Source organism: Paenibacillus sp. UNC451MF (assembly GCF_000686845.1).
GTDB lineage: Bacteria > Bacillota > Bacilli > Paenibacillales > NBRC-103111 > Paenibacillus_S.
Genome location: NZ_JMLS01000020.1, coordinates 147,478 through 167,832, shown reverse-complemented (window position 1 = coordinate 167,832; position 20,355 = coordinate 147,478). Strand labels below are relative to the sequence as shown.

Sequence of the window (20,355 nt, the reverse complement as noted above, 5' to 3'; positions counted from 1 at the left end):
TCTTAAGAGGGTTTTCATAGCCCTTATTGTTTGCCAACAACTATTTTGGCAAACTTCCTTTTGCCTGCTTGAATAATGTCACCACTTTGAATTTTCACACGATCATTAGGGTTAATAAGCTTACTTTCGTTGATTTTAACCGCCCCTTGAATGACACTGCGTTTCGCTTCGCTATTTGAGGTTGCAAATCCTAGTGTAACAAGAAGCTTGCTTATTGTAATCCTTCCTTCTTCTAAAAGGTCTTTTCTCACATACATTTCAGCGATATGCTCAGGAAGGGATCCCTTCTGGAATACAGTTATAAAATGTTGTTCCGCTTGTTCACCTTCTTGCTCGCCGTGGTACATGCGAACAAATAGTTTGGCAAGTTGGATCTTAGCATCACGAGGATGAACATCCCCTTCTTTCAAGCCCTCTTTTAACCTGAGAAGTTCCTCATTTGTAATGCTTGTACTAAGCTCAAAGTATTTCAACATTAAGTCGTCCGGGATGGACATAGTCTTACCGAAGATTTCATTCGGAGATTCGTCAATACCGATGTAGTTACCAAGACTTTTGCTCATTTTTTGAACTCCGTCAAGTCCCTCCAATAATGGCAAGAAGACGGCCACTTGACTGTCTTTAAATCCATATGCACCTTGTAATGTTCTGCCCATCAAAATATTAAAGGTTTGATCCGTACCACCAATTTCAATATCGCTCTCAAGAGACACCGAATCATATCCTTGCATAAGTGGATAAAAAAATTCGTGGAGGTGAATGGGCTGATTGTTGGAGTACCGCTTTGAAAAGTCATCGCGCTCTACCATTCGTGCAACGGTAACTTTAGCTGATAGCTCTAGTACGTCTTGGAAATTCATTTTTCCAAGCCATTTAGAATTAAAATGAAGCTTAGTCCTTTTCGGGTCAAGTATTTTATACAGTTGCTTTTCGTAGGTTGCTGCGTTTCTTTTAACATCATCTTCGGTCAATTGTTTTCTTGTCTCGGATTTCCCAGTAGGGTCCCCAATGCGTCCGGTAAAATCCCCAATGATCAACTGCACCTCGTGTCCCAAGTCTTGAAATTGTCTAAGCTTATGAAGTACCACTGTATGACCAATATGAATATCGGGTGCAGAAGGGTCGAGCCCGAGCTTTACCCTAAGAGGTTTGCCCGATATAACTGAGGTTGAAATCTTTTTTTCGAGGACATCCTCGGGTATGATCTCAGCAATTCCTCTTCGGATGACGCTCAACTGTCGTTCAACCTCTCTTTTTTGATCCTCCGAAAGCAGCTTCATTTTATCCATTTAAGGTCCTCCTGATCTTTTAACAAAATAAAAGCAATCTAGGTTTTTACATTTACACATTAGCCAATCCTTTCTTATTAAAATAAAAAACGCGCCGGACCTCTTGGTCCTGCGCGCTCTATATGTCGCAGGGAGGCCAACGCGAGAAGCGGTAGCCCACCCTGATTTTTTCAGGTGTGCTAACGCCTTTTGTAATAATGAAGTTGATTTATCATGATTCTATTCATGGTTATGATCTCCTTCAAATTTTTTAATACATCGATTTTAACTTATCACTTATGGTTAATACAAGATTAATTTACCGACTTAAACCTAAAAAGGTATAATAAACCAAAAGAGATGAAGCGGTGATGTAGTTGCTTACACAATTTATATATAGCATAAAATAACAATTCTAACCTTATATTGCTATATAATTGTTAAACATACATTCCTCTTTTAGGAGGTCTTTCATGATAAAAGAAATTGCTATACAGATATTAGCTATGACCATTATTTCTTCGCCGATACTTGATACTAAATTTGATTATGTTAATAGTTATAACAATATTAATGATCATGATGAACGTTTGATCAAAGATTTTCGTTCTCATCATGGATACTCAAGATTTGAATTGTTTAGTTTAGAAATAAGACTTTTAGGAGAGATCAATGACTATAAAATTTATTACGTTCCCTTTAAAGGAATGGACGATACATTAAACAAACCTTTTGAAGAACAAGGTTATAATTTTCCAATACAAAGCCAAACAAGAATTATAGGTATTAAAGGTAACCGTCTATATACTTTGGGTTGGTTAATAAGAATGAATGATATGGATTTAAATAAGTTATATAAGTTAATAATTAAAGAATTTTAAAATGCATAACCAACTCATTGTGTTGCAGGATTCAGAGTAATGAGGTTGTAGTGAATTAAAGCTGCAACCTCATCGTGTTGTTATTCAACTCTCGTTTACGTTGGCTCAATGACGCAAATATACAGGAGATAAACAGCAATTTACTTTGTACATTCGAGACAGTAAACCAATGTAACTGGAAATTCAGTACACCTGAGCGAATCCAATTAGGCTAACTGTACATTGGATTGAAGCAGAATCTGCTGCAGTATCTTTACGTCCACTTCCGCGACGGATAAGTTCTTTGCACTGGCCAGAGCAGCGGCAGTTCCAGCTGCCTGTCCGGTGGCCATACAGCTGGGCGTTAACCGAGTAGTTGCCAAGGCCTCATGAGAAGTGGAGATACAACGCCCTGCTGCTAGCAGGTTCTGTATCTTTTGCGGTACAAGACAACGGTACGGAATATCATAAGCGCCATCTCCACCGATCCACGCGGCAGTAACTCCCTTTCCTTTTGGATCGTGAATATCGATCGGATATCCGCTTCTGGCAATCACATCATCGAACCGTTTTCCCGACACAACATCCTCAATGGTCAGACTATACTGCCCGTTAATGCGTCTTGTTTCCCTGATCCCGATTTGTGTTCCCACCGACGAGATGCTCGCTTTGGCGAAGCCAGGAACCCAGTTTTGCAAGAATTGGGCCATCATCATCACTTGACGGCGGCCCTCCTCCTCGGCCTTCGTTAAATCTTCGATGTCCGTACCGTCCAATCCCTGTACACGGGTGCAGTTCACCAATACCTCATCTTCCGCAGGGCCAGTGAAGAAAAGAACCTGGTCCCGATTTATAGGGACATTTGCGGCTTTCCACTGTGAATAAAAGCCCTGGACACCTGTCAATGGAATTTTATCTAGTTCATTAAAAGGGGTTTTCCGGTAAAAATTATCCGGGTTCTCTATCATATTGCGGCGAACGGCCTCTAGGTCCACTCCGCGCATCCGGAATTTCATCGTCATCGGCTGGGTGCCGTGATCTCCTTCCCGCCCTTGCAGCGTAGGAGCCCCGGATAAATAGCTCACATCCGCATCTCCAGAGGCATCGACGAACATCTTCCCTCGGATTTGATAATGACCCGATTTGCCCGTAATTTGTACGGATCGAATAATGTTGTCTTCCACCTCAACGGCATCCACAAAGCTGTGTAGCAGCAGCCGCACGCCCGCTTCCTTGAGCATATCGATGGCAACCAGTTTGTAAATCTCGGGGTGATACGGTGTTACCGTGTGAACGAATCCCACCGTGTCCCGCAGATGGCCGGGTGAGCCCCCTTGCGCCATTAATCGTTCCACCAACTCCTGCGCAATTCCCTTAATGACCTGGTTGCCTTGCTCCGTGTGAAAGGTCATCCACGGATAGACGGAGGCGGCTGTCGACATCCCTCCCAAAAAACCATAGCGTTCGATTAAAATGGTGGATGCCCCTAGTCTTCCGGCAGCGATGGCTGCATTAATGCCGGCAGGCCCGCCTCCGACAACCACGACATCAGCTTCTAAAATGCGGTTCATCTCGTTCCTCCTCTACTCCTTTAACCCTGTCATTGCAATGCCTTGTATAAACTGCTTTTGCGCGAAGAAGAAAACCAGCAGCAGCGGCAGTGTCACCATAACGGAAGCGCTCATCAGCAGGTTCCACGCCGTGCCAGCCTCGTCTGTAAACAGGGAAAGTGCCAGTGGCAGCGTCATTAAATTCCGGTTGTTGATAAAAATAAGCGGATTGAAAAAGTCGTTCCAGGTCGTTAAAAATGTAAAGATTGTCAGCGAAGCGAGTGCCGGCTTGGCCATCGGAAGCATGATTTCAAAGAATGTGCGCATTCGCGAGCAGCCGTCGATCATAGCGGCTTCCTCCAGGTCCTTTGGCATGGCAATAAAATACTGCCGCATCACAAATACACCAAAGGCTCCCTCCGCACCAAAGATCGGCAGAGCAATCAAAGGAACATGCGTATTGTTGAACCCTAAATCCCGCATGAACAAAAACATCGGGATCGCAGTGGCTTCTGCCGGAATCATCATGGTGCTGAGCAATAACAGGAACACGAGATCTCGTCCTTTAAACGGGATACGAGCAAACGAATATCCGGCCATCGAAGCAAAAAAAGCGGTCCCAACCGTTACCACAATCGCGATATAGACACTGTTAAAATAATACAAGTGAAAAGGGGTGTTGTTCAGTACTTCCGTGTAGTTAGCCCAGCGGATCGCAGATGGAATAAATTCCGGCGGAAACACGAATATTTTGGCTGGCTCCTTAAGCGAAGTAGACACCATCCATAAAAACGGGATCAGCATCACGACCGATATTAAGGCTAGCACCAGATAATGCAGCGCGCCGGCGATCCAATTCGATGATTTCAAGACTGCACCTTCAGTTTTCATGGAACACCCACCTTTTTCTGAGCTGCCACTGAATCAGTGTAAAGATCAAGATGATGAAAAAGAGAACATAGGCAAGAGCTGATGCATAACCGAACTCGAACAGTTTGAACGCTTTTTCCCAAATATAGTACACGAGTACTTTAGTGCTTCCGCTCGGTCCGCCTTGGGTCATCACATAGATCTGTCCAAACACCTTCAACGAACCGATTACGGTCATGATAACCGTCAAAAATATCGTTGGCGTAATCATCGGCACCGTCACTTGAAAGAAAACGGTCCGCCTGCCTGCCCCGTCGATTTTGGCCGCTTCATAAAGCTGAGCCGGAACCTGCTGCAAAGCGGCGATAAACAGCACCATATTGAGCCCGACGTTCTTCAGCACGCTGGTAACAATAACGGCAGGCATAGCTAATTGTGTATTGTACAGCCAGGCCGGGCCTTGAACGCCAAAAAACAACTGCAGCAGCTGGTTAATAAAGCCTGTATCCGTCGCAAACAGATACTTCCAGACGATAGCCCACACGATGAGTGAAGTCATGACCGGCACGAATATGGCGGTACGGAAGAGACCCATGCCAGGCTTCCCTTTTGCAAGGAGCAGCGCAAGCCCCAAAGCCAGGATAATATTCAGCGGTACAAGACCCGCCGAGAAGTAAAATGTATTCCCAAGTATTTTCCAAAATTCGGCATCTGCGATGATTGCTTTGTAATTAGCAAAACCAATAAATTGTGCATCGCCAAGTATCGGCCAGTCTGTCAAGCTCATGTAAAAAGCCATAACTAAAGGAGCAATAAGGAAGGTGATAAAACCAAGAACCATCGGCGCCACAAACAGCCATCCGGTGATAGCAGCTTCCCGCGACAAAGGATGTTTCTTCTTGATAGCTGCGGCTTGTTCGCCACTCATGTTCTTTCCCCCTATCTGTCTATCGCATTACGGAACGCGTGGACCATGCGACGGATTTCGTCCTCATGTTTCCCGATGGCGACAGCCCCAACTAACAGGACTTGAATACCGCAATCTTTTAGAGCAGGGATATCCTGAGGGACGATTTTGCGTTGAGAAGGAACGATGACGGGCAACCCGGCATTCTCTACCAACCAGCGGTACTTTAACAAATCGGCAAAACTAAGCGGTGATCCGTACTCTTCTCCCGGGACGATGGACGCTTCTAACGCTTCCAGCATTGGAAAGGATTTGGCTGCCTCCAGAAAGCGGAGGTCAAATCGGTTATCGATAGCAAAAGTGGAGGACAGCTTGCCTGATTTCAGCAAAAAGGACGGCAGATGCCAGGCATAAATGGAGTAGAAGTCAATCCCAAGCTCGGATAGTTCCTCTATTTCATGAGGAAGAATGGCCTCTATGGACCCTCCAGGTACTATACCTAAAGGACCGTGGAACAAGGAACGAATCTCCTTGAACGTTGCCCTGTATTCCGAGAGCTCACTGAAGCTGGTGCCACTGGCACGGTGGCCCACATTCATATGCACCTTTAGCCCGTCTGCGCCTTCTTCGATTGCGACTTTAGCCAATCCCGCGTCATTCTCCGGAAGGCTAACAAACAATTGCAATTTAGTTTGATTAAGTGATGTCTTCAAACGATTCATCTGCGGGTTCTCCTTTCCTTTGTAAAACAGCGGCCCGCTTTCAACGAACCGCATCGTTCCTTACCTATTTCAAAAGAGGGATGATCTTGGTTTCCAGCGTTTTTACGATTTGTTCCGGAGTTGCCGTTTGGCTGAAAAGTTGATCGAAGCCTGCAAGGATTTCATTATCGATTTTCTCCCAATTGACGTGCCCCGGTTGAACGATGGCCTTCGGCATTTCATCAATTACGGCTTGCTTAATGTCAACCGTATCAGGATTTCCCGGCTGCTTCAGAAAATCATCGGAGCCTAACACGCTCTTGCGCGGAGGTACGAAGAACGTTTGGGTTGCCTTGATACCTTCCTCACTCGCCAGGAATTTCATGAATTCTTCGGATTCCTTAGGATACTTGCTGCCTTTGAACATGACATATCCGGCTTGGCCCAGCATCGGTACAGAGCCTTTCGGACCGGACGGCATCGGAGCGATGCTCCATTTGAAGTCTTTAATCGTCCTTGCTTTGGACACATAGCTGTATACATCGAAGAACATTCCGATTTTACCGGATTCGAAGCTGACCTGTTCGCCCGCTTTCGGATGTGACTGATCGACGAACATCATGTTTTGCAGCATTTTGAAAGTCTCAATTCCGTATTGATCATTCCATGTAAATTTGGTCATGCCTTTATCGAACGGGCCGCTTCCGTTGGACCAGGAGTAGCTGGACAGCAAAATATACGTTTTCCAATCGCGGAAGAAGTTCGCTCCATATATTTTGTTAGCCCCTGTACCGCTTGAGAGTGCCTTGGCGTCTTTTACAAATTCCTCCCAAGTCCATTTGCCTTGTTTGGCAAGATCGTTAGGAGAAGTTAGTCCTGCTTTGGCAAACAGGTCCTTGTTATAGAACATAACGCTCGGCGGCGTCGAGAATGGCAGTCCGTACAATTTACCGTCTTTGGTGAACAAATCCAGTGTGGACGGGATAATATCATCCATTTTAAAGGAAGCATCCTGCTTTACACTGGAAATGTCCTGCAGAATCCCGTTGGCCATAAACTGCGGGACCATACGCTCGGATAACCAAGCGACATCAGGAAGTTCGCGTCCTGCTGCCAATACCGAGATCTTCTGCTGATAGTCCGGAAATGGAACGGATTGCAGGTCCACCGTAATGTTCGGATGGGTCTGTCTGTACTTATCGATTAATGTCTTGTATAGATCGAGGTGGGCCTGATTTCCCCAAGTTAAAAACTTGAGCTGGATAGGCTTGCTTGTATCAGGTGACGCACTACTGCCAGCTGGCGTTGCGCTCGGTTGTGTTCCTGCACCGGAATTGCTGCAGCCGGCAACCAGGACCGCGAGTATGGCCGATATACTGAGCATGATATTGGCCTTACGTTTCGATGCTTTCATTCTGTTTCCCCCCATTTAGTGATGATCTTGATAGTCCTATTATATTGAAAGCGCTTTTATAAAATAAATCACTTCACATTTGGGTTTGGTACGTTTTGTTTAGAAGATTTAAGAATCTCCCTCTTCTCTGTATGCACCAGGAGTCTTGCCCACCTGCTGTTTGAAGAGCAGCATAAAATGCTTAGGGCTTTGGTAGCCGGAGAGCCGAGCCACATCATAAATCTTCAGGTCGGAATTCGAAAGCAAATATTTTGCACGCTGCATTCGGACATCTGTGATAAAATCGGACAAATGAATTTTGGCTTCTTGTTTAAACAACTGGCTGAGGTAAGCCGGGTTTAAATTAACGTACTCTGCAAGAACCTGAAGCTTCAGGTCTTTATCCGGATTTTCTTGAATGTACTCTTTGACCTTTCGGATCAGACGCCTGCTATTGTCATTTTTCGGAGGCATCTCTTGCCTATCCGATTCTTCCTCAGGAAGAGACGAGTTTCCCTCCTTTGGCCCGAATCCTCGTCGAATTTGATCCAGAACCGAAATTAGAGCCAATCGATCAATCGGCTTCAATAAATAATCGGTGACTCCATACCGGAGCGCTTGCCTGGCATATTCAAAATCACCGTATCCGCTAATGATCAGGATCGGCATCTGTGGGTAGCGTTCCCGTACTTTGGCGGTTAGCGTCAACCCGTCCATCTCACGCATACGGATATCCGTGATGATGAAATCCGGTACTTCCTTTTGCAAATAGTCCAACGCCTCCCGTCCATTTACGGCTTCCTTGACTATGTTAAAATCCGCAGACACTTGTGCGATTAAGTTTTTCAATCCGTTTCGGATGATTTCTTCATCTTCAACCAGCAGTATTTTGAGCATGATCGTCCACCCTTTCGATAACCGGTATTGTAATAGTAAATGCAGAACCTTTTCCCGGACTTGCATCGACTTCCAGCTCGTACTCCTCTCCGAACATCAGAATCAAACGATGGTAAATATTGCGCAAAGCCAGCCCATGATCCCCGGATTCTGGAGGCAAGGTCGAAGCAAGCGATGCGCGCAGACTTTCCATTTGTTCATCTGTCATCCCGACCCCATCATCCCTGACTGTAATCAGCAGATACTTATCAAAACGAAGCGCCGTGATCCAGATTGTACCTCCTTGCTCCTGGTCGCCGATTCCGTGATAAATCGCGTTTTCGACCAAAGGCTGGAGAAGCAGCTTCGGAATTAAATAACGCTGTATCCCTTCTTCTAAGTCAAATTCGACGCGTAGCCGGTCCCCGTAACGCATCTTTTGGATTTTGACATACGACGCAACGGAGTCCAACTCCTCTTTTAATAAGACCATCCGATCGTACTTATCAACCGTGTAGCGAAGCATTTTGCCGAGTGCTGTTACCATATCGGATACCTCATAGTTTTGCTTTCCAATGGCGATCATGTTAATGGATTCCAACGTGTTGTAAATAAAATGGGGATTAATCTGACTTTGCAGGGCTGCAAGCTCCGCCTCTTTTTCCTTCAGTCCAATTTCATATACTTCTTTGACCAACCGATCGATCTCCTCCGTCATCCGGTTGAAGCCTCTACTCAATTGACCGATTTCATCCTGTGATTCCACAGGGACATTTTGCTGGAAGTCTCCTCGCTGCACAAGCATCATTTTTTTCTTGAGCCTGTCTAACGGTCGGCTGATGCGGTATGAAAAATAGATCGCAAGCAGCCCGGCAGCCAGCAAAAAAACGATGGCGAGCAGGACCGTAAAATTACGTAACGTTTTCGTATCTTTGAGCAGCGAGCTTACCGGAATGAAGCTGATCACTTTAAGTCCAGTAAAATCGGAATAATCGACCACAGTCAAAAAACGTTTCCCCTCATACGTAACATCCTTGGCAAAGCTTTCATTCGGCAGCTTTGTTTCACGTAAGACTTGCTCCGTATTGGGGTCCTGTGTACAGCTTCTTTCGTTGTAAAAGAGTTCATTGTTACTATCTACTACGGAAAGGCTGCATTTCTCTTCAAATTTCACGTTTGATAAAATCTGCTTGAATACATCCATCTTCATATCAATTTTAATGAGCCCCAGCAAGCGATTCGTATTCGGCTCACGGATCAAGCGGGCGACGGAGAAATACTGCTGCGGATTGTTCTCCATGTAGTAATCCGGCCTATGCGGAGGAATGATTGCCCAGGCGCCGTCCGCTTGGCTGACTTTGGCATACCACGCTTCCTTCTGTACATCCACGGAAAATTGCATTCGGGTTGAATCCACGTTGGTAAAAATAAAGCCATTGTTGGCAATGACCTGTATTCCCCTCACCTCAGAACGGTTATACGCCAATCCCGATATGTAAAGAAACATTTTTTCCATTTCCTCTAGCGTTGGACGCGTTTGCACATACGCCGGCATACTGTATTTATCCAAAATAGACAAAACCTTTTGATCATAGAGAGGCATTAAGGAAAGACGCTGCATTTCTACTAATGTCCTATCCAGGTTGCGATTAATTTGACCAGCAATCTGAATCGTCGAGTCAGCAGTCCTCCTCTCAATGGTACTGGAGAATTCATAATAGGAGATCAATCCCTGTAAAGTCAGTGGTATCGTGATAAGCAGGATGAATATGGTAACTATTTTTTTACGCAAACTCATTCGAGAAAAAAAGGGGTGAAGAAATCGCCATTTTCTGTTCATTTTGTATCTCCTCATCCATACCATGATCCTATTATTTTAATCGTTTACCCTATTGTTCGAAAATAGCTATTTTTATGTTATTAAACAAAGAACGAAGGGGATAGATCTACTCAACATGTTCCCTGCACATAAGCAGCGCGGTTAAGGTGTTCTATGGGGCACGCTTGGCCGGTGGTTGTGCAAAAAACAACAAAAAACATCGCATCATTTTCGATACGATGTTTAATTAGATTGTTAACTTTGCCACTTATTAATAGCACATGATGACCATAAAGCAGCATCCCCTACAGTCAAGGAAACGCCTTTGCTATTATATTCATCGGATCATTCGCCGTTCCGTTTCGAATTGACTACCGCTTACTTCTTCAACGCGTCGATCTGCTTGGTCGCTTCTTCCTGCGCTTCCCGCAGTGCTGTATTGATATCTTTGCCGGCCATCACGTCTTTGAACTTAGCTTCTAGCGGTGGACGCGCCTTGCCCGAATATATCGATTGGGCGACGAAGGGAGCCGGCTTGCTTTTGAAAATCCCCTCAATATGTTTCCCTTTCAACAATGGCAGGTCTTCACCGAAATGTTTGTTCATCTCTGGATTTTTCAGAGCAGACAGCATCGCGGTAGATTTCGTATAAGCAAGCTGCACTTCGTCGGAAGTCATCACCTGAAGCGTCTGCATCGCCTGCTCGCGATGTTTGCTTGTCGCTGTAATGCAGAGCGCGTATGCTTTCACCATGCCGTACAGATTCGGCTTGTCTTTGAAGCTCGGATATTGGGCGATATCCCAATTTACATCGGACTGCGCAAGGCCGCTCACCACGCCATGGGATGCATACATCGCCACATTTTTATCCTTGGCAAAGCGGTTTACCGTTCCCGCGTGATTCGAAATCGTATTCTGGTTGCCGGGGATGCCGTATATTTGCTTCAGCGTTTCGAATACTCGCTTCCACCCTTCGGTATCAAGCGTAGCCTTCTGTATTTTCGGGTCGACAAAAGGCAAGGACAACGCATTGCCAAGCTTCTCCGGACCTTCCGGGTCGAGCCCTTTGTACTGGATTCCGCCGTCTTCGCGCGTCAGCTTCTTGGCCAGCTCAATTGCATCCTCCCAGGTCATCCCATCCTTTGGATAAGCAACGCCGAACTTGTCGAACAAATCTTTATTGTAAAACAAAGCATAGAAATCTTGCGCGAACGGCAGTCCATATAAAATCTCTTTCTTCTCTCCATCGCGCATCCCGTCGAGAACTTGAGCGTCGAACAAGCCGAGGTCCATCCCAGCTTTCTTGACATCCGGCGTAATATCGCCGAGCAGCTTCAAATCCTGAAACTGCACCAGCACGTCGTTCCAGGCCATAATGATATCAACCTCATTGTCAGCATTGGTTACGATGCTCTCCGGCTGCGTCTGCGGTCCGCGCACTATCTGCTGTAGAGTAATGTTCGGGTACTTTTTCTTGACGGGCTCGGCAATCAATTTCTGAAACACATCCTCCTGGAAAATCGCGTCCCACATATAAATTTTTAGAGTGACCGGCGGCGCCTCGGCTATTGTGGCCTTTGGTTCGCTGCCTGTGTTGCTGCAGGAAGCGGTTATTGCGGCGAATGCCAAGACAACAGCTATTTTTTTAGCAACGGGATGGATCATGATCGTTAACCTCCCTTTTTATTTAAAGACCCAGCCTAACATTCTATTCCCTATTTATGTAACCCCTTACAATTCGATATGGTATCAAATATACATTTGGTTTAAAATAGACATAATGGACAATTTTTCAATTAATATGGCCTGATCATACAAAATAAGGGGGAACAGAGGATGGAAATTCAATTTCGCCGTGATTATGACGATCTGGACTTGCGGATTCAGATGGGACATTTGCAAATCAACGTATGGTATATCCGGTTCGTCCCTGCTTCCATCCGGACGAATAAGATGCATGCGCACGGCGGCTACGAGCTGCATTTCATCCCTTATGGGTTCGGTCGGCTCATTGCCGAAGGAATCCACTACGAGATTACGCCCAATACGTTTTATTTGACCGGCCCGATGATTTATCACGAGCAAATGACCGATAGCGACCATCCGCTTGCAGAATGCTGCATTAACTTCGATATCACCGTAATGAAGAAAAGAAAGCAGGACAACGAGTTCCTCCGCATCGAAACCGACGCGATGATCGAAACGCTGTCTTCCACGCGGTTTTGGTTCGGGGAGGACGAATACCGCAGTATCGAGCTGTTCCAGAAGATTATGGATGAACTGGATAACCGACTGGTCGGTTACTACCACAACATCCGCAGCTACGTATCGCAAATTATAGTCAACGCCGTCCGCAGCTACCGTGGCGAGAATAAAGCCGATTATGCGCTGCCACGCAAAACGTTAAACGAAAAAAGAGAGCATCTGCTCGATGCTCTCATGAACCCGGAAACACCCGATATGTCGCTAGATCAAATGGCGGGCGAGCTAAAGGTCAGCAAACGCCATCTGCACCGGCTGATGAAAAAACAATTCCAAATGACCTTTAAGCAAAAGCTGTTGCAGGAAAAGTTGGAGATTGCCAAGAAGCTGCTTACCGAGACCAAGCTCACCGTAGAGGAAGTCGCGCACTCTGCCGAATACTCATCGAGCAGCTACTTTTGCAAAAAGTTCAAAGCGCATACCGGTATGTCGCCCACTAAGTACAGGAAGACCTGGATACTGGAATAGTCAGTTATAGCTGCTCCCTGTAAAGGGTGACTATTCATATAATCCCCCTTACCTTTTACCAATCATCTCCCAATCGCTCGCAGTGAAATTACCCATGTGCCAGAGGGAAATACCTTTGAGGCCGTAGACTTTGGCCAGCCAGATTTTTTTGACAATACTTGACGTGTCTTCATAATAAATATCATTGACCGTTCCGCCATCCTGATAATGAACATGCTCCAGAAAATAAGGCATGCTCCACGTTTTAATGGCATTTGGATCAGCAATGCGCTTTTCCACCAGTTCAATGGCCGGCATGGCGGTTGTCGTAATGTCGTTTCTTGTGACCCACTGATTGGCCTGCTTAGAAATGCCCAGTACCAGCTTATCCGGCGGTACTCCCTGCTTGAGTACTCTCTCTACCCCATCCCGGACCAGCGGTAATGGAGCGGAAGGTAGGCGCGAATCTGCATGTGTAAAATCGTAAGCCATGAGAATCAGGGAGTCCGCCGTTTCACTAAGTCCTTTGAAATCGTAGCCCTTGTAATAATGATCCGTCGGTACGCATACGGAGAGAGATTTGCTCCCAATGGCCGCTTTCAGATCTCGGACAAACTGCAGATAATAGGAAGCGTCCGCAGCCTCTTTCAATCCTTCAAAATCAAGAGAAATTCCGGAAAATCCGAATGACGGGTCAGCCAGCTTCGCAGCAACCTGACTTATGAATGTCTTTTGTGCGAGACTGTCCTTCAAAAATGCCGAAAGCTTTTTGCCATCACCGAAATACACCATCAAATCCTTATTGATATTCGCTTGGTTGGCTGCAGTCAACACATCCGCGTACCCGTCCGGAACTCGGTAGGTGGTTGTTTCCATATCCAGCTTGGATGTGCCCGCAGCTTCATATTCGAGATGGGACCAGCCCATCGCAACATGATCGACAAGAGGCATCCGGCCGATGGCCGGGCTCGATTTGATCGCATAGAAACCAGTCGCTTCCAGCTTATGGCCGGCTGCTTCGATATCGAGCAAGCGGTAAATTACTGCAGCCACTTCACTGCGGATCAAACCGCTCTTCGGTCTAAAGCCCTGACTGTCGCCTTCCATGACCGTCCGTTTTATGGTATAGAACACGTACGGTGCCAGGCTTTCCTTGATTTGGGCGCTGTCGCTATACGCTAGCGCTCCCTGTTCCTTCGACCAATCTCCCGCCAGCCATTGCGATCCGCTTGCCTCCTCTTTGTCCAATAGATACTTACCGACGACGGCTGCCACTTCTTCACGTGTAATGGGCTGCTCTGGCTTTATTTCACCTGCCCCGTTTACCATAAAATCTATCCAATGCCGCTCCAAGGCTGATGCCAAGTAAGGCGCGGACCAGCGGTTGAGGGCATCCGGCGGTACGATCCCTGAGGATTGGGATATATCCAATTTGGCTGCCGTGACCATAAGCTTGATAAAGGCTTCCCGGGACAATGCTTCCCCGGAATGATATTGGGAATCCGGATAACCTTCTATAATACCGAGAGCCGATAAAGTGTACACGTAATCTTGTTCCCAAGACTGCTCTGTCACATCCTTGTAAGCGGTTATAGGGACATCGTAAGCATGGGCGTTACCTGCTGTGGCGAACAACAGCGCTGCGGCCAATGCCATTATCTTTTTATGCATGTTTCTCTCCTCCTCCGAGACCTCAACTCTATTAGACTCCCCTAACAGATAAAAGTTGCCAGAATCATAGTTTCCTTCAAATTTCCGACCATATCAATGATCAATGACTGATAGGTATCTGACAATTGGTGTTTTACTTTTAGGAGGCTGACTACCGCAGAACTTTTAATGTACCGTCTCAGGGGTTTTAAGAGAATCACATCCCCCTTTTCCGATATTCTTCCAAGATATCTGGACCAAAATCAATCTGTAGTTTAATAGCAGGTATTTTTACTTCTGCAAAAAACTCCGCTTTAGTAATAAGTCCCAACACGAATATCGAGTTTCAAAAAATCATCACGGCTGCCATCTTTCATTCCCCTATCCAACTATACTGAACTCATTATTAGTCAGTTATTTATTTTGAAAGTTATACTTTATAGATTTTGACCAAAAGTACATTCCCATACCGAATAAAGTCATCATGCTGCCTAAGAACTGAAATATAGAAATTACTTCTCCTAGCAATAGATACGCAAGAATAATGGCAAGAACAGGTTCTCCAATAATACCTACTGAGACAGTCGTTGCCCCAATTGATTTTAGCAGTAGATTAAAAATAAATTGTCCAAAAATAGTTGGGATGATTGCAAGCAACAAAAAATAAGTCCACTCGGAGGAGTCGTATTCAATTAAAGAGTAATTATTCAACAAATTGTAGACGAGCATGACAGTGCCACCAATAAAAAAAACGATAATGCTGTACACTTTCGCCTCGATTTTGCGGCTTACTTTTTGGCCAGCCAACAGATATGCTGAAACGAAGATTGTGCCAATTAACGATAAGCCGTCTCCAATTAGCGCTTCTTTCGATATCCCTATATCTCCACAAGCTATAATGATTGAACCAAAAAGAGCAACGATCAAGCAAAGAACGGTGAGCAGATTAGCTTGTTCCTTGAACAAAAAGTATGAGCCGATCATTACAAATAATGGCTGTAACGACAAGATGACCATGGAGCTTGCAACTGAGGTATAGACCAATGATTCCATCCAGAATAAAAAGTGTAACCCTAGAAAAAGACCGGCTAAAATAACGATACTCCAATCTTTTTTATTCATCTCTAAGGAGCGAAGCCTTTTCCAAGGTACAAAAGCGAGCATGATCATTACGGAAATAAACAATCTGTACATCCCAGCCACAGAAGTGGGTGTATCAGAAAATTTTATCATGATGGAAGAGATTGAAACGGACAATATACTGATTATTAATAAAATTAACGGATGAAAAGGTAAAGACGATTTATTTAATTTAACCATAGTTCCTCCAAGCTGTTAGACAATTACCTGTGCACAGAATTGCAATGTTAAGCCGAAGCTAGATATAATAATATCATCACCGACGATTATTTTGTGTAACTATATCCTTAATTTATATTGAAATATCGTCTAAAAGGAGCTGTGTTTTGAAAAAACAATTACACGAAGCCATTCAGTATCCTGACGAGGCATTTCCATACATTATGTACATTCATACTAATCATGGATCTATTCCTGAAGGCAGAGGAGTAAACGATCTGCATTGGCACGAAGAATTACAAATCACTTTAGTGACCAAAGGGAAACTAACTATACAAATCAACGGAATCGATTATGATTTAGAAACGGGTCAGGCCATTTTTATCAATAAGAGTGTCCTTCACGTTGTTACACATCTAACCCATGACGGCGAATATGTCAGTTTTAATTTTCCGGAGAAGCTGCTCGCCTTTTATTCAGAGAGTGCCATGGAAAAAAGCTATGTACTTCCTTTTACTAATTCGTTTTTATTATCATTAGAAATCAAAGGAGATGCAGAGTGGCAAAATCAAATCCTACAAATGCTTTGGAATATGAAGAAGGAATTCGAAGTGAAAAAAAACTGGGGATGGCAGTATGAGATTTCCATCAAAACGGTTCAGTTGTGGTTGATCCTTATATCCAATATTTCCTTATCTTCAGAGGAATCCTCTAAACATAACAGACTCCAACAAGAGAGACTGCAATTAATGCTTAGCTTCATCCACCAAAATTATATAGGCAATATAACTTTGAAGGAAATTGCTGACATAGCACATTTGAGTGTTTCGGAGTGCACTCGAAGTTTTAAAAAAAGTATTCATATGACTCCTTATTACTACTTGGTTAAGTACCGTATTAAAAAGAGCTGCGAGCTGTTAGAATCTACTGAATATACGGTAACCGAAATTGCCCAGAGAGTTGGTTTCAATCATGTAAATCATTTTATCCAGTCTTTTAAAAAACATCGTAACATTACTCCTAAGGAATTTCGTAATATAAGAAATAAACTGACTACATCTTGAAAAATGAGCCCATTGATTTAGACTTCAAAATTATCCTGTTGTAGCTTGTCCATAATCCTGTACAGTAATTGCCACCTGGCCGCCGATGGCCCTCTTCTGAAGTTTCGGCGACCGTGACAATCACGATGTACTACTGATGACCCTTTTGGATCAGCTATTTTGTGCCTAATTTTTAATTGGTTTAACCGTAGAAGCTACCTTGACACCTTTCTTTTTTTTCGTATTTCGTCTCATTTTTCGGGTATTTAGTAAAGCTTTTATCTTCTTCTCTTCGCTGTCGTCAGATTCATCCAAAAACGCTAACTCGTTAAAAGTCGATTTCTGAAACCTCATGTTAAAATATCCCTGCCTTCTCTTTTGTTTAAGTCAAACTGCATTTATCTTATGTCATAGGTTCCCACAAGGTTCAATGTACTTAATGGGATAACCACCAATTCCTTATCTTTCTCCCCTGCTGAGGGCAGTTCGGCCCAAATCTCCCCCTGTTCAATTGGCTAGACCTGTATGTAAGATGAAGGAAATTCGAGAGCTATCCAAAGCATCTTTTGCTCGACAAATTTTGAACAAGGTTGATCTGGAAAAATAGTTATGCTAAAATACTCACAACTTTACATATGGGAGATGAGATGAATAATGTAATATTTCTTGCTTATGTTATGGAAGATAAAACAGCACTTGTTTTATTCTTTTTTAAGCAAGAAAGTTACTTATTCTTTTCACTCAAAATATATTCTTATCTATTCCATTAATTGGGCTGGATTTGTCTATTTGAGCTACAAGAAGGGTAACTTTCTTGTAGCTCATTTTTTTACTGAAACACTCCCCAACAATTCTTTTTGTAGAGGTTGATGCGATTTTCGCGAAAATATCGCTATCAAAATGATGGAGTTTAATGTAACTTTACACATCAATGATCTTAGGAGGTTGAAATCAATGTTTGAGGTAGTAAATGTTCATGTGAACCGTACATTGTCCGTTGGCACGGTTCACTATCAAATTAAACGGATGCCGGAGCATTTTCCATCTATCGACAGATGCACGTAGCGACTCTAAATGCAGAGTGCTTCGTGATTTTTCTAATATAGTTGTTTAATGTACGTGCAAGAGCACTAATAATGGTGCTATTGGCACTTTCTCCGGCTCTAAAGGAGAAAAACATGAAACCAACTTCGAAATACGAGACGATTCAACACATTTTGATAGATCTGAAACAACCCAAATATCGTTTTTTGCAAATAACGGACGCAATCTTCAAGCAAAGAATTGGCGAATATGACCGGATGACAATACTGCCCAAGGGATTAAGAAAGGAATTGATCAAAAAGCTTGGCGAAACGGTTCTGAACATATCACCCGTCATGCAAAAGACATCGAAACAAGTTAATAAGGTACTTTTTTCAATTGAGGGTGGAGAACGTATAGAAGCAGTACAACTAAGCTATGAACGAGGCTGGAAATCATACTGTATTTCTAGCCAGAACGGATGCGGATATGGTTGTCGCTTCTGTGCTACAGGCACGATAGGCTTGAAACGAAATCTAACTGCCGATGAGATTAGCGATCAATTGCTGTATTTTCATTTAAATGGTCAATCCTTAGACAGTATTTCATTTATGGGGATGGGGGAAGCACTAGCAAATCCACATCTTTTCGATGCGCTTGCGATTTTGACAGATCCGAGAATCTTCGGATTAGGGCATCGAAGAATTACCGTCTCCACCATCGGAATTTTACCTGGTATGGGTCGTCTGATGAAGGAATTCCCACAGGTTAATTTAACTTTTTCACTGCACTCTCCATTCGACGAGCAGCGGAGCGTTTTAATGCCTGTTAACAAACGGTTTCCGCTTCATGATGTATTGAACATGTTGGATAATTATATACGTGGTACAGGCAGAAAGGTTTATATTGCGTATATATTACTTCGAGACCAAAACGATTCGAATGAACATGCGGAAGCTGTTGCTGCTTTGTTGAAGGATCGAGGTCCTTGGGAACATTTATATCACGTCAATTTGATTCCCTACAATACAACCGATGTGACGCCGGAAAGTTACCAACAATCGGACAGGGAACGGGTAAAAATGTTTGTTCGTATCTTAAAATCAAAGGGAATCAACGTCACCGTGCGAACGCAATTCGGAACGGACATAGATGCAGCTTGCGGTCAGCTATACGGGCGCAGCCAGTAAGTAATAATTTCAGTTCAAAATGCATTAAGGGGAATGTGTAATTTAAACTACCATTCCCTTAAAATACATAATACTTATAACATCTAATACTCATTTTTAAAGAAGATTATAGAAGAAACAATGAAGTAAAACGAGCCACTAGAATCGCATCTTTGGCTCATTTTGCGTTTAGGGGGAGGGGGGCATTTCTGCTTTTATAAATAAAAATATGCAGCCAAGCTCCTGCATAGATCCTAGCTGCGTTATTGTTACCTGTAAATTTACGAAAGGAAAGCTCGCCGCGAAGCGTATACGAATCGTTCTCCTCGCGCCATGACATGACACTTCTGCTCAGGGTAGCGCTCGTAAAGCGTTTGAACGAAATTTCCCGGCTTCTCGCTATTCCCTGCAAACATATCGTAGTGCAGCGGAATGACCATATCCATATGTACGGCCTTGGCAAGCTCCGCTGCTTCGCGATAATTCATGTTCCCTACAATCCCGCCGGAAGTTCTGAAGTAATCCCGTCCATTGATGGGGAGCATCCCCAAATCGATTGCCTCCTGCTCTAGATTCTCTATCAGACCGGGGTAGATTACGGTATCGCCTGCATGGTACACCTTCACTCCGTTCAGCTCAAGCAAGTAGCCAACATAACGGTGGGCGCATTCACTTCCCGTCGTCTCCAGGGTTTCATGAGCCGCTGGTATCGGCTTGATCCGGATCTTTTCTCCTTCTCTGCCTTCAAGCTCAATCCACTCCCCAGTGAGAGCATCGATTATCCTTTCAGATGCTATTCCGCAGTTTGCTTCCAGCATAGCTCGACAGCTAAAGGGTGCCATGAAGCGTATCTCCGGACATTGCTCAGCAATTACCTTTAGTGTCCACGGATCCAAGTGATCCTCGTGCTCATGAGTAATCAGGCAGAAGTCGAGGGTGGTAATATGCTCAGGTTTAACTAATGTGGGATACGTTCGCTTTATCCCATTGATCTGTTCAAGATAATCGGAATAGAAAGGATCGACATGGATTACAGTCGCTTTTCCTTTGATAGCTACGCTTTCTTGTCCGAAGAACCATACAGCTGCACAGCCGGATGACGGCCTCGTCCTTTGTATTTCCTCCATAAGCCATTCCGGATTCCGCCAACGCTCCTTATTGTGACTTTCCATTCTAGCATCCCTCCATTACTATAATCCCATCATATCCGACAGTGCT

At 44.3% G+C, this 20,355-nt stretch carries 16 protein-coding genes; 4 read left to right on the top strand and 12 right to left on the bottom strand.

What is annotated here, in order from left to right:
- Nucleotides 1-23: 23 nt before the first annotated feature.
- Nucleotides 24-1,289, bottom strand: coding sequence for a tyrosine--tRNA ligase (gene tyrS / locus BP97_RS0120520; protein ID WP_028550782.1), 1,266 nt, complete (start codon nucleotides 1,287-1,289; stop codon nucleotides 24-26).
- Between the two features lie 452 nt (nucleotides 1,290-1,741).
- On the opposite strand from tyrS, the gene BP97_RS0120515 reads away from it, so the two are divergent.
- Complete coding sequence (locus tag BP97_RS0120515; RefSeq protein ID WP_028550781.1) at nucleotides 1,742-2,149, top strand: hypothetical protein; 408 nt, start codon at nucleotides 1,742-1,744, stop codon at nucleotides 2,147-2,149.
- Nucleotides 2,150-2,355: 206 nt separating this feature from the next.
- Here BP97_RS0120515 and BP97_RS0120510 read toward each other — a convergent pair whose 3' ends face one another.
- The 8 genes from BP97_RS0120510 to BP97_RS0120475 all read right to left on the bottom strand — a co-directional run bounded on the left by BP97_RS0120510 (nucleotide 2,356) and on the right by BP97_RS0120475 (nucleotide 11,909).
- Nucleotides 2,356-3,699, bottom strand: a complete 1,344-nt coding sequence (locus BP97_RS0120510) for an FAD-dependent oxidoreductase (protein WP_028550780.1) — start codon at nucleotides 3,697-3,699, stop codon at nucleotides 2,356-2,358.
- A 12-nt stretch (nucleotides 3,700-3,711) separates the two neighbouring features.
- Nucleotides 3,712-4,569 (bottom strand): carbohydrate ABC transporter permease, encoded by an 858-nt coding sequence (locus tag BP97_RS0120505; RefSeq protein WP_028550779.1) that lies wholly within the window; start codon nucleotides 4,567-4,569, stop codon nucleotides 3,712-3,714.
- Nucleotides 4,559-5,476, bottom strand: coding sequence for a carbohydrate ABC transporter permease (locus tag BP97_RS0120500; RefSeq protein WP_028550778.1), 918 nt, complete (start codon nucleotides 5,474-5,476; stop codon nucleotides 4,559-4,561). The genes BP97_RS0120505 and BP97_RS0120500 overlap by 11 nt, the downstream gene beginning before the upstream one ends.
- Nucleotides 5,477-5,487: 11 nt before the next feature.
- Nucleotides 5,488-6,177 (bottom strand): beta/alpha barrel domain-containing protein, encoded by a 690-nt coding sequence (locus BP97_RS0120495; protein ID WP_028550777.1) that lies wholly within the window; start codon nucleotides 6,175-6,177, stop codon nucleotides 5,488-5,490.
- Between the two features lie 64 nt (nucleotides 6,178-6,241).
- A complete protein-coding gene (locus BP97_RS0120490; RefSeq protein ID WP_231506351.1) occupies nucleotides 6,242-7,570 on the bottom strand; it encodes an ABC transporter substrate-binding protein in 1,329 nt (442 codons plus the stop codon).
- 108 nt (nucleotides 7,571-7,678) lie between these two features.
- The gene (locus tag BP97_RS0120485; RefSeq protein ID WP_028550775.1) at nucleotides 7,679-8,446 is read right to left on the bottom strand and encodes a response regulator transcription factor; all 768 of its coding nucleotides are present in this window, start codon (nucleotides 8,444-8,446) and stop codon (nucleotides 7,679-7,681) included.
- A complete protein-coding gene (locus BP97_RS37005) occupies nucleotides 8,424-10,265 on the bottom strand; it encodes a cache domain-containing sensor histidine kinase (RefSeq protein ID WP_051620825.1) in 1,842 nt (613 codons plus the stop codon). Before BP97_RS37005 ends, BP97_RS0120485 begins: the two co-directional genes overlap by 23 nt.
- Before the next feature lie 357 nt (nucleotides 10,266-10,622).
- Nucleotides 10,623-11,909 carry an ABC transporter substrate-binding protein gene (locus tag BP97_RS0120475; RefSeq protein WP_028550774.1) on the bottom strand — a complete coding sequence of 429 codons (1,287 nt, stop codon included), beginning with the start codon at nucleotides 11,907-11,909 and terminating at the stop codon, nucleotides 10,623-10,625.
- A 171-nt stretch (nucleotides 11,910-12,080) separates the two neighbouring features.
- On the opposite strand from BP97_RS0120475, the gene BP97_RS0120470 reads away from it, so the two are divergent.
- Nucleotides 12,081-12,974, top strand: coding sequence for a helix-turn-helix transcriptional regulator (locus tag BP97_RS0120470; RefSeq protein WP_028550773.1), 894 nt, complete (start codon nucleotides 12,081-12,083; stop codon nucleotides 12,972-12,974).
- A 48-nt stretch (nucleotides 12,975-13,022) separates the two neighbouring features.
- Here the strand turns inward: BP97_RS0120470 and BP97_RS0120465 are convergent, their stop codons facing one another.
- Together BP97_RS0120465 and BP97_RS0120460 are read right to left on the bottom strand one after the other, a co-directional pair.
- On the bottom strand, nucleotides 13,023-14,624 hold the full coding sequence (locus tag BP97_RS0120465) for a glycosyl hydrolase family 18 protein (protein WP_028550772.1): 1,602 nt from the start codon (nucleotides 14,622-14,624) through the stop codon (nucleotides 13,023-13,025).
- Nucleotides 14,625-15,017: 393 nt separating this feature from the next.
- Nucleotides 15,018-15,923 carry a DMT family transporter gene (locus tag BP97_RS0120460; RefSeq protein WP_028550771.1) on the bottom strand — a complete coding sequence of 302 codons (906 nt, stop codon included), beginning with the start codon at nucleotides 15,921-15,923 and terminating at the stop codon, nucleotides 15,018-15,020.
- A 146-nt stretch (nucleotides 15,924-16,069) separates the two neighbouring features.
- On the opposite strand from BP97_RS0120460, the gene BP97_RS0120455 reads away from it, so the two are divergent.
- Together BP97_RS0120455 and BP97_RS0120440 are read left to right on the top strand one after the other, a co-directional pair.
- Entirely contained in the window at nucleotides 16,070-16,966 is an 897-nt protein-coding gene (locus BP97_RS0120455; RefSeq protein WP_028550770.1) for an AraC family transcriptional regulator, read from the top strand.
- Nucleotides 16,967-18,123: 1,157 nt separating this feature from the next.
- The gene (locus BP97_RS0120440) at nucleotides 18,124-19,158 is read left to right on the top strand and encodes a Cfr family 23S rRNA (adenine(2503)-C(8))-methyltransferase (protein WP_028550769.1); all 1,035 of its coding nucleotides are present in this window, start codon (nucleotides 18,124-18,126) and stop codon (nucleotides 19,156-19,158) included.
- A gap of 260 nt (nucleotides 19,159-19,418) precedes the next feature.
- On the opposite strand, the gene BP97_RS0120435 is transcribed toward BP97_RS0120440, so the two are convergent.
- Entirely contained in the window at nucleotides 19,419-20,309 is an 891-nt protein-coding gene (locus tag BP97_RS0120435) for an MBL fold metallo-hydrolase (RefSeq protein ID WP_028550768.1), read from the bottom strand.
- Nucleotides 20,310-20,355: the final 46 nt, after the last annotated feature.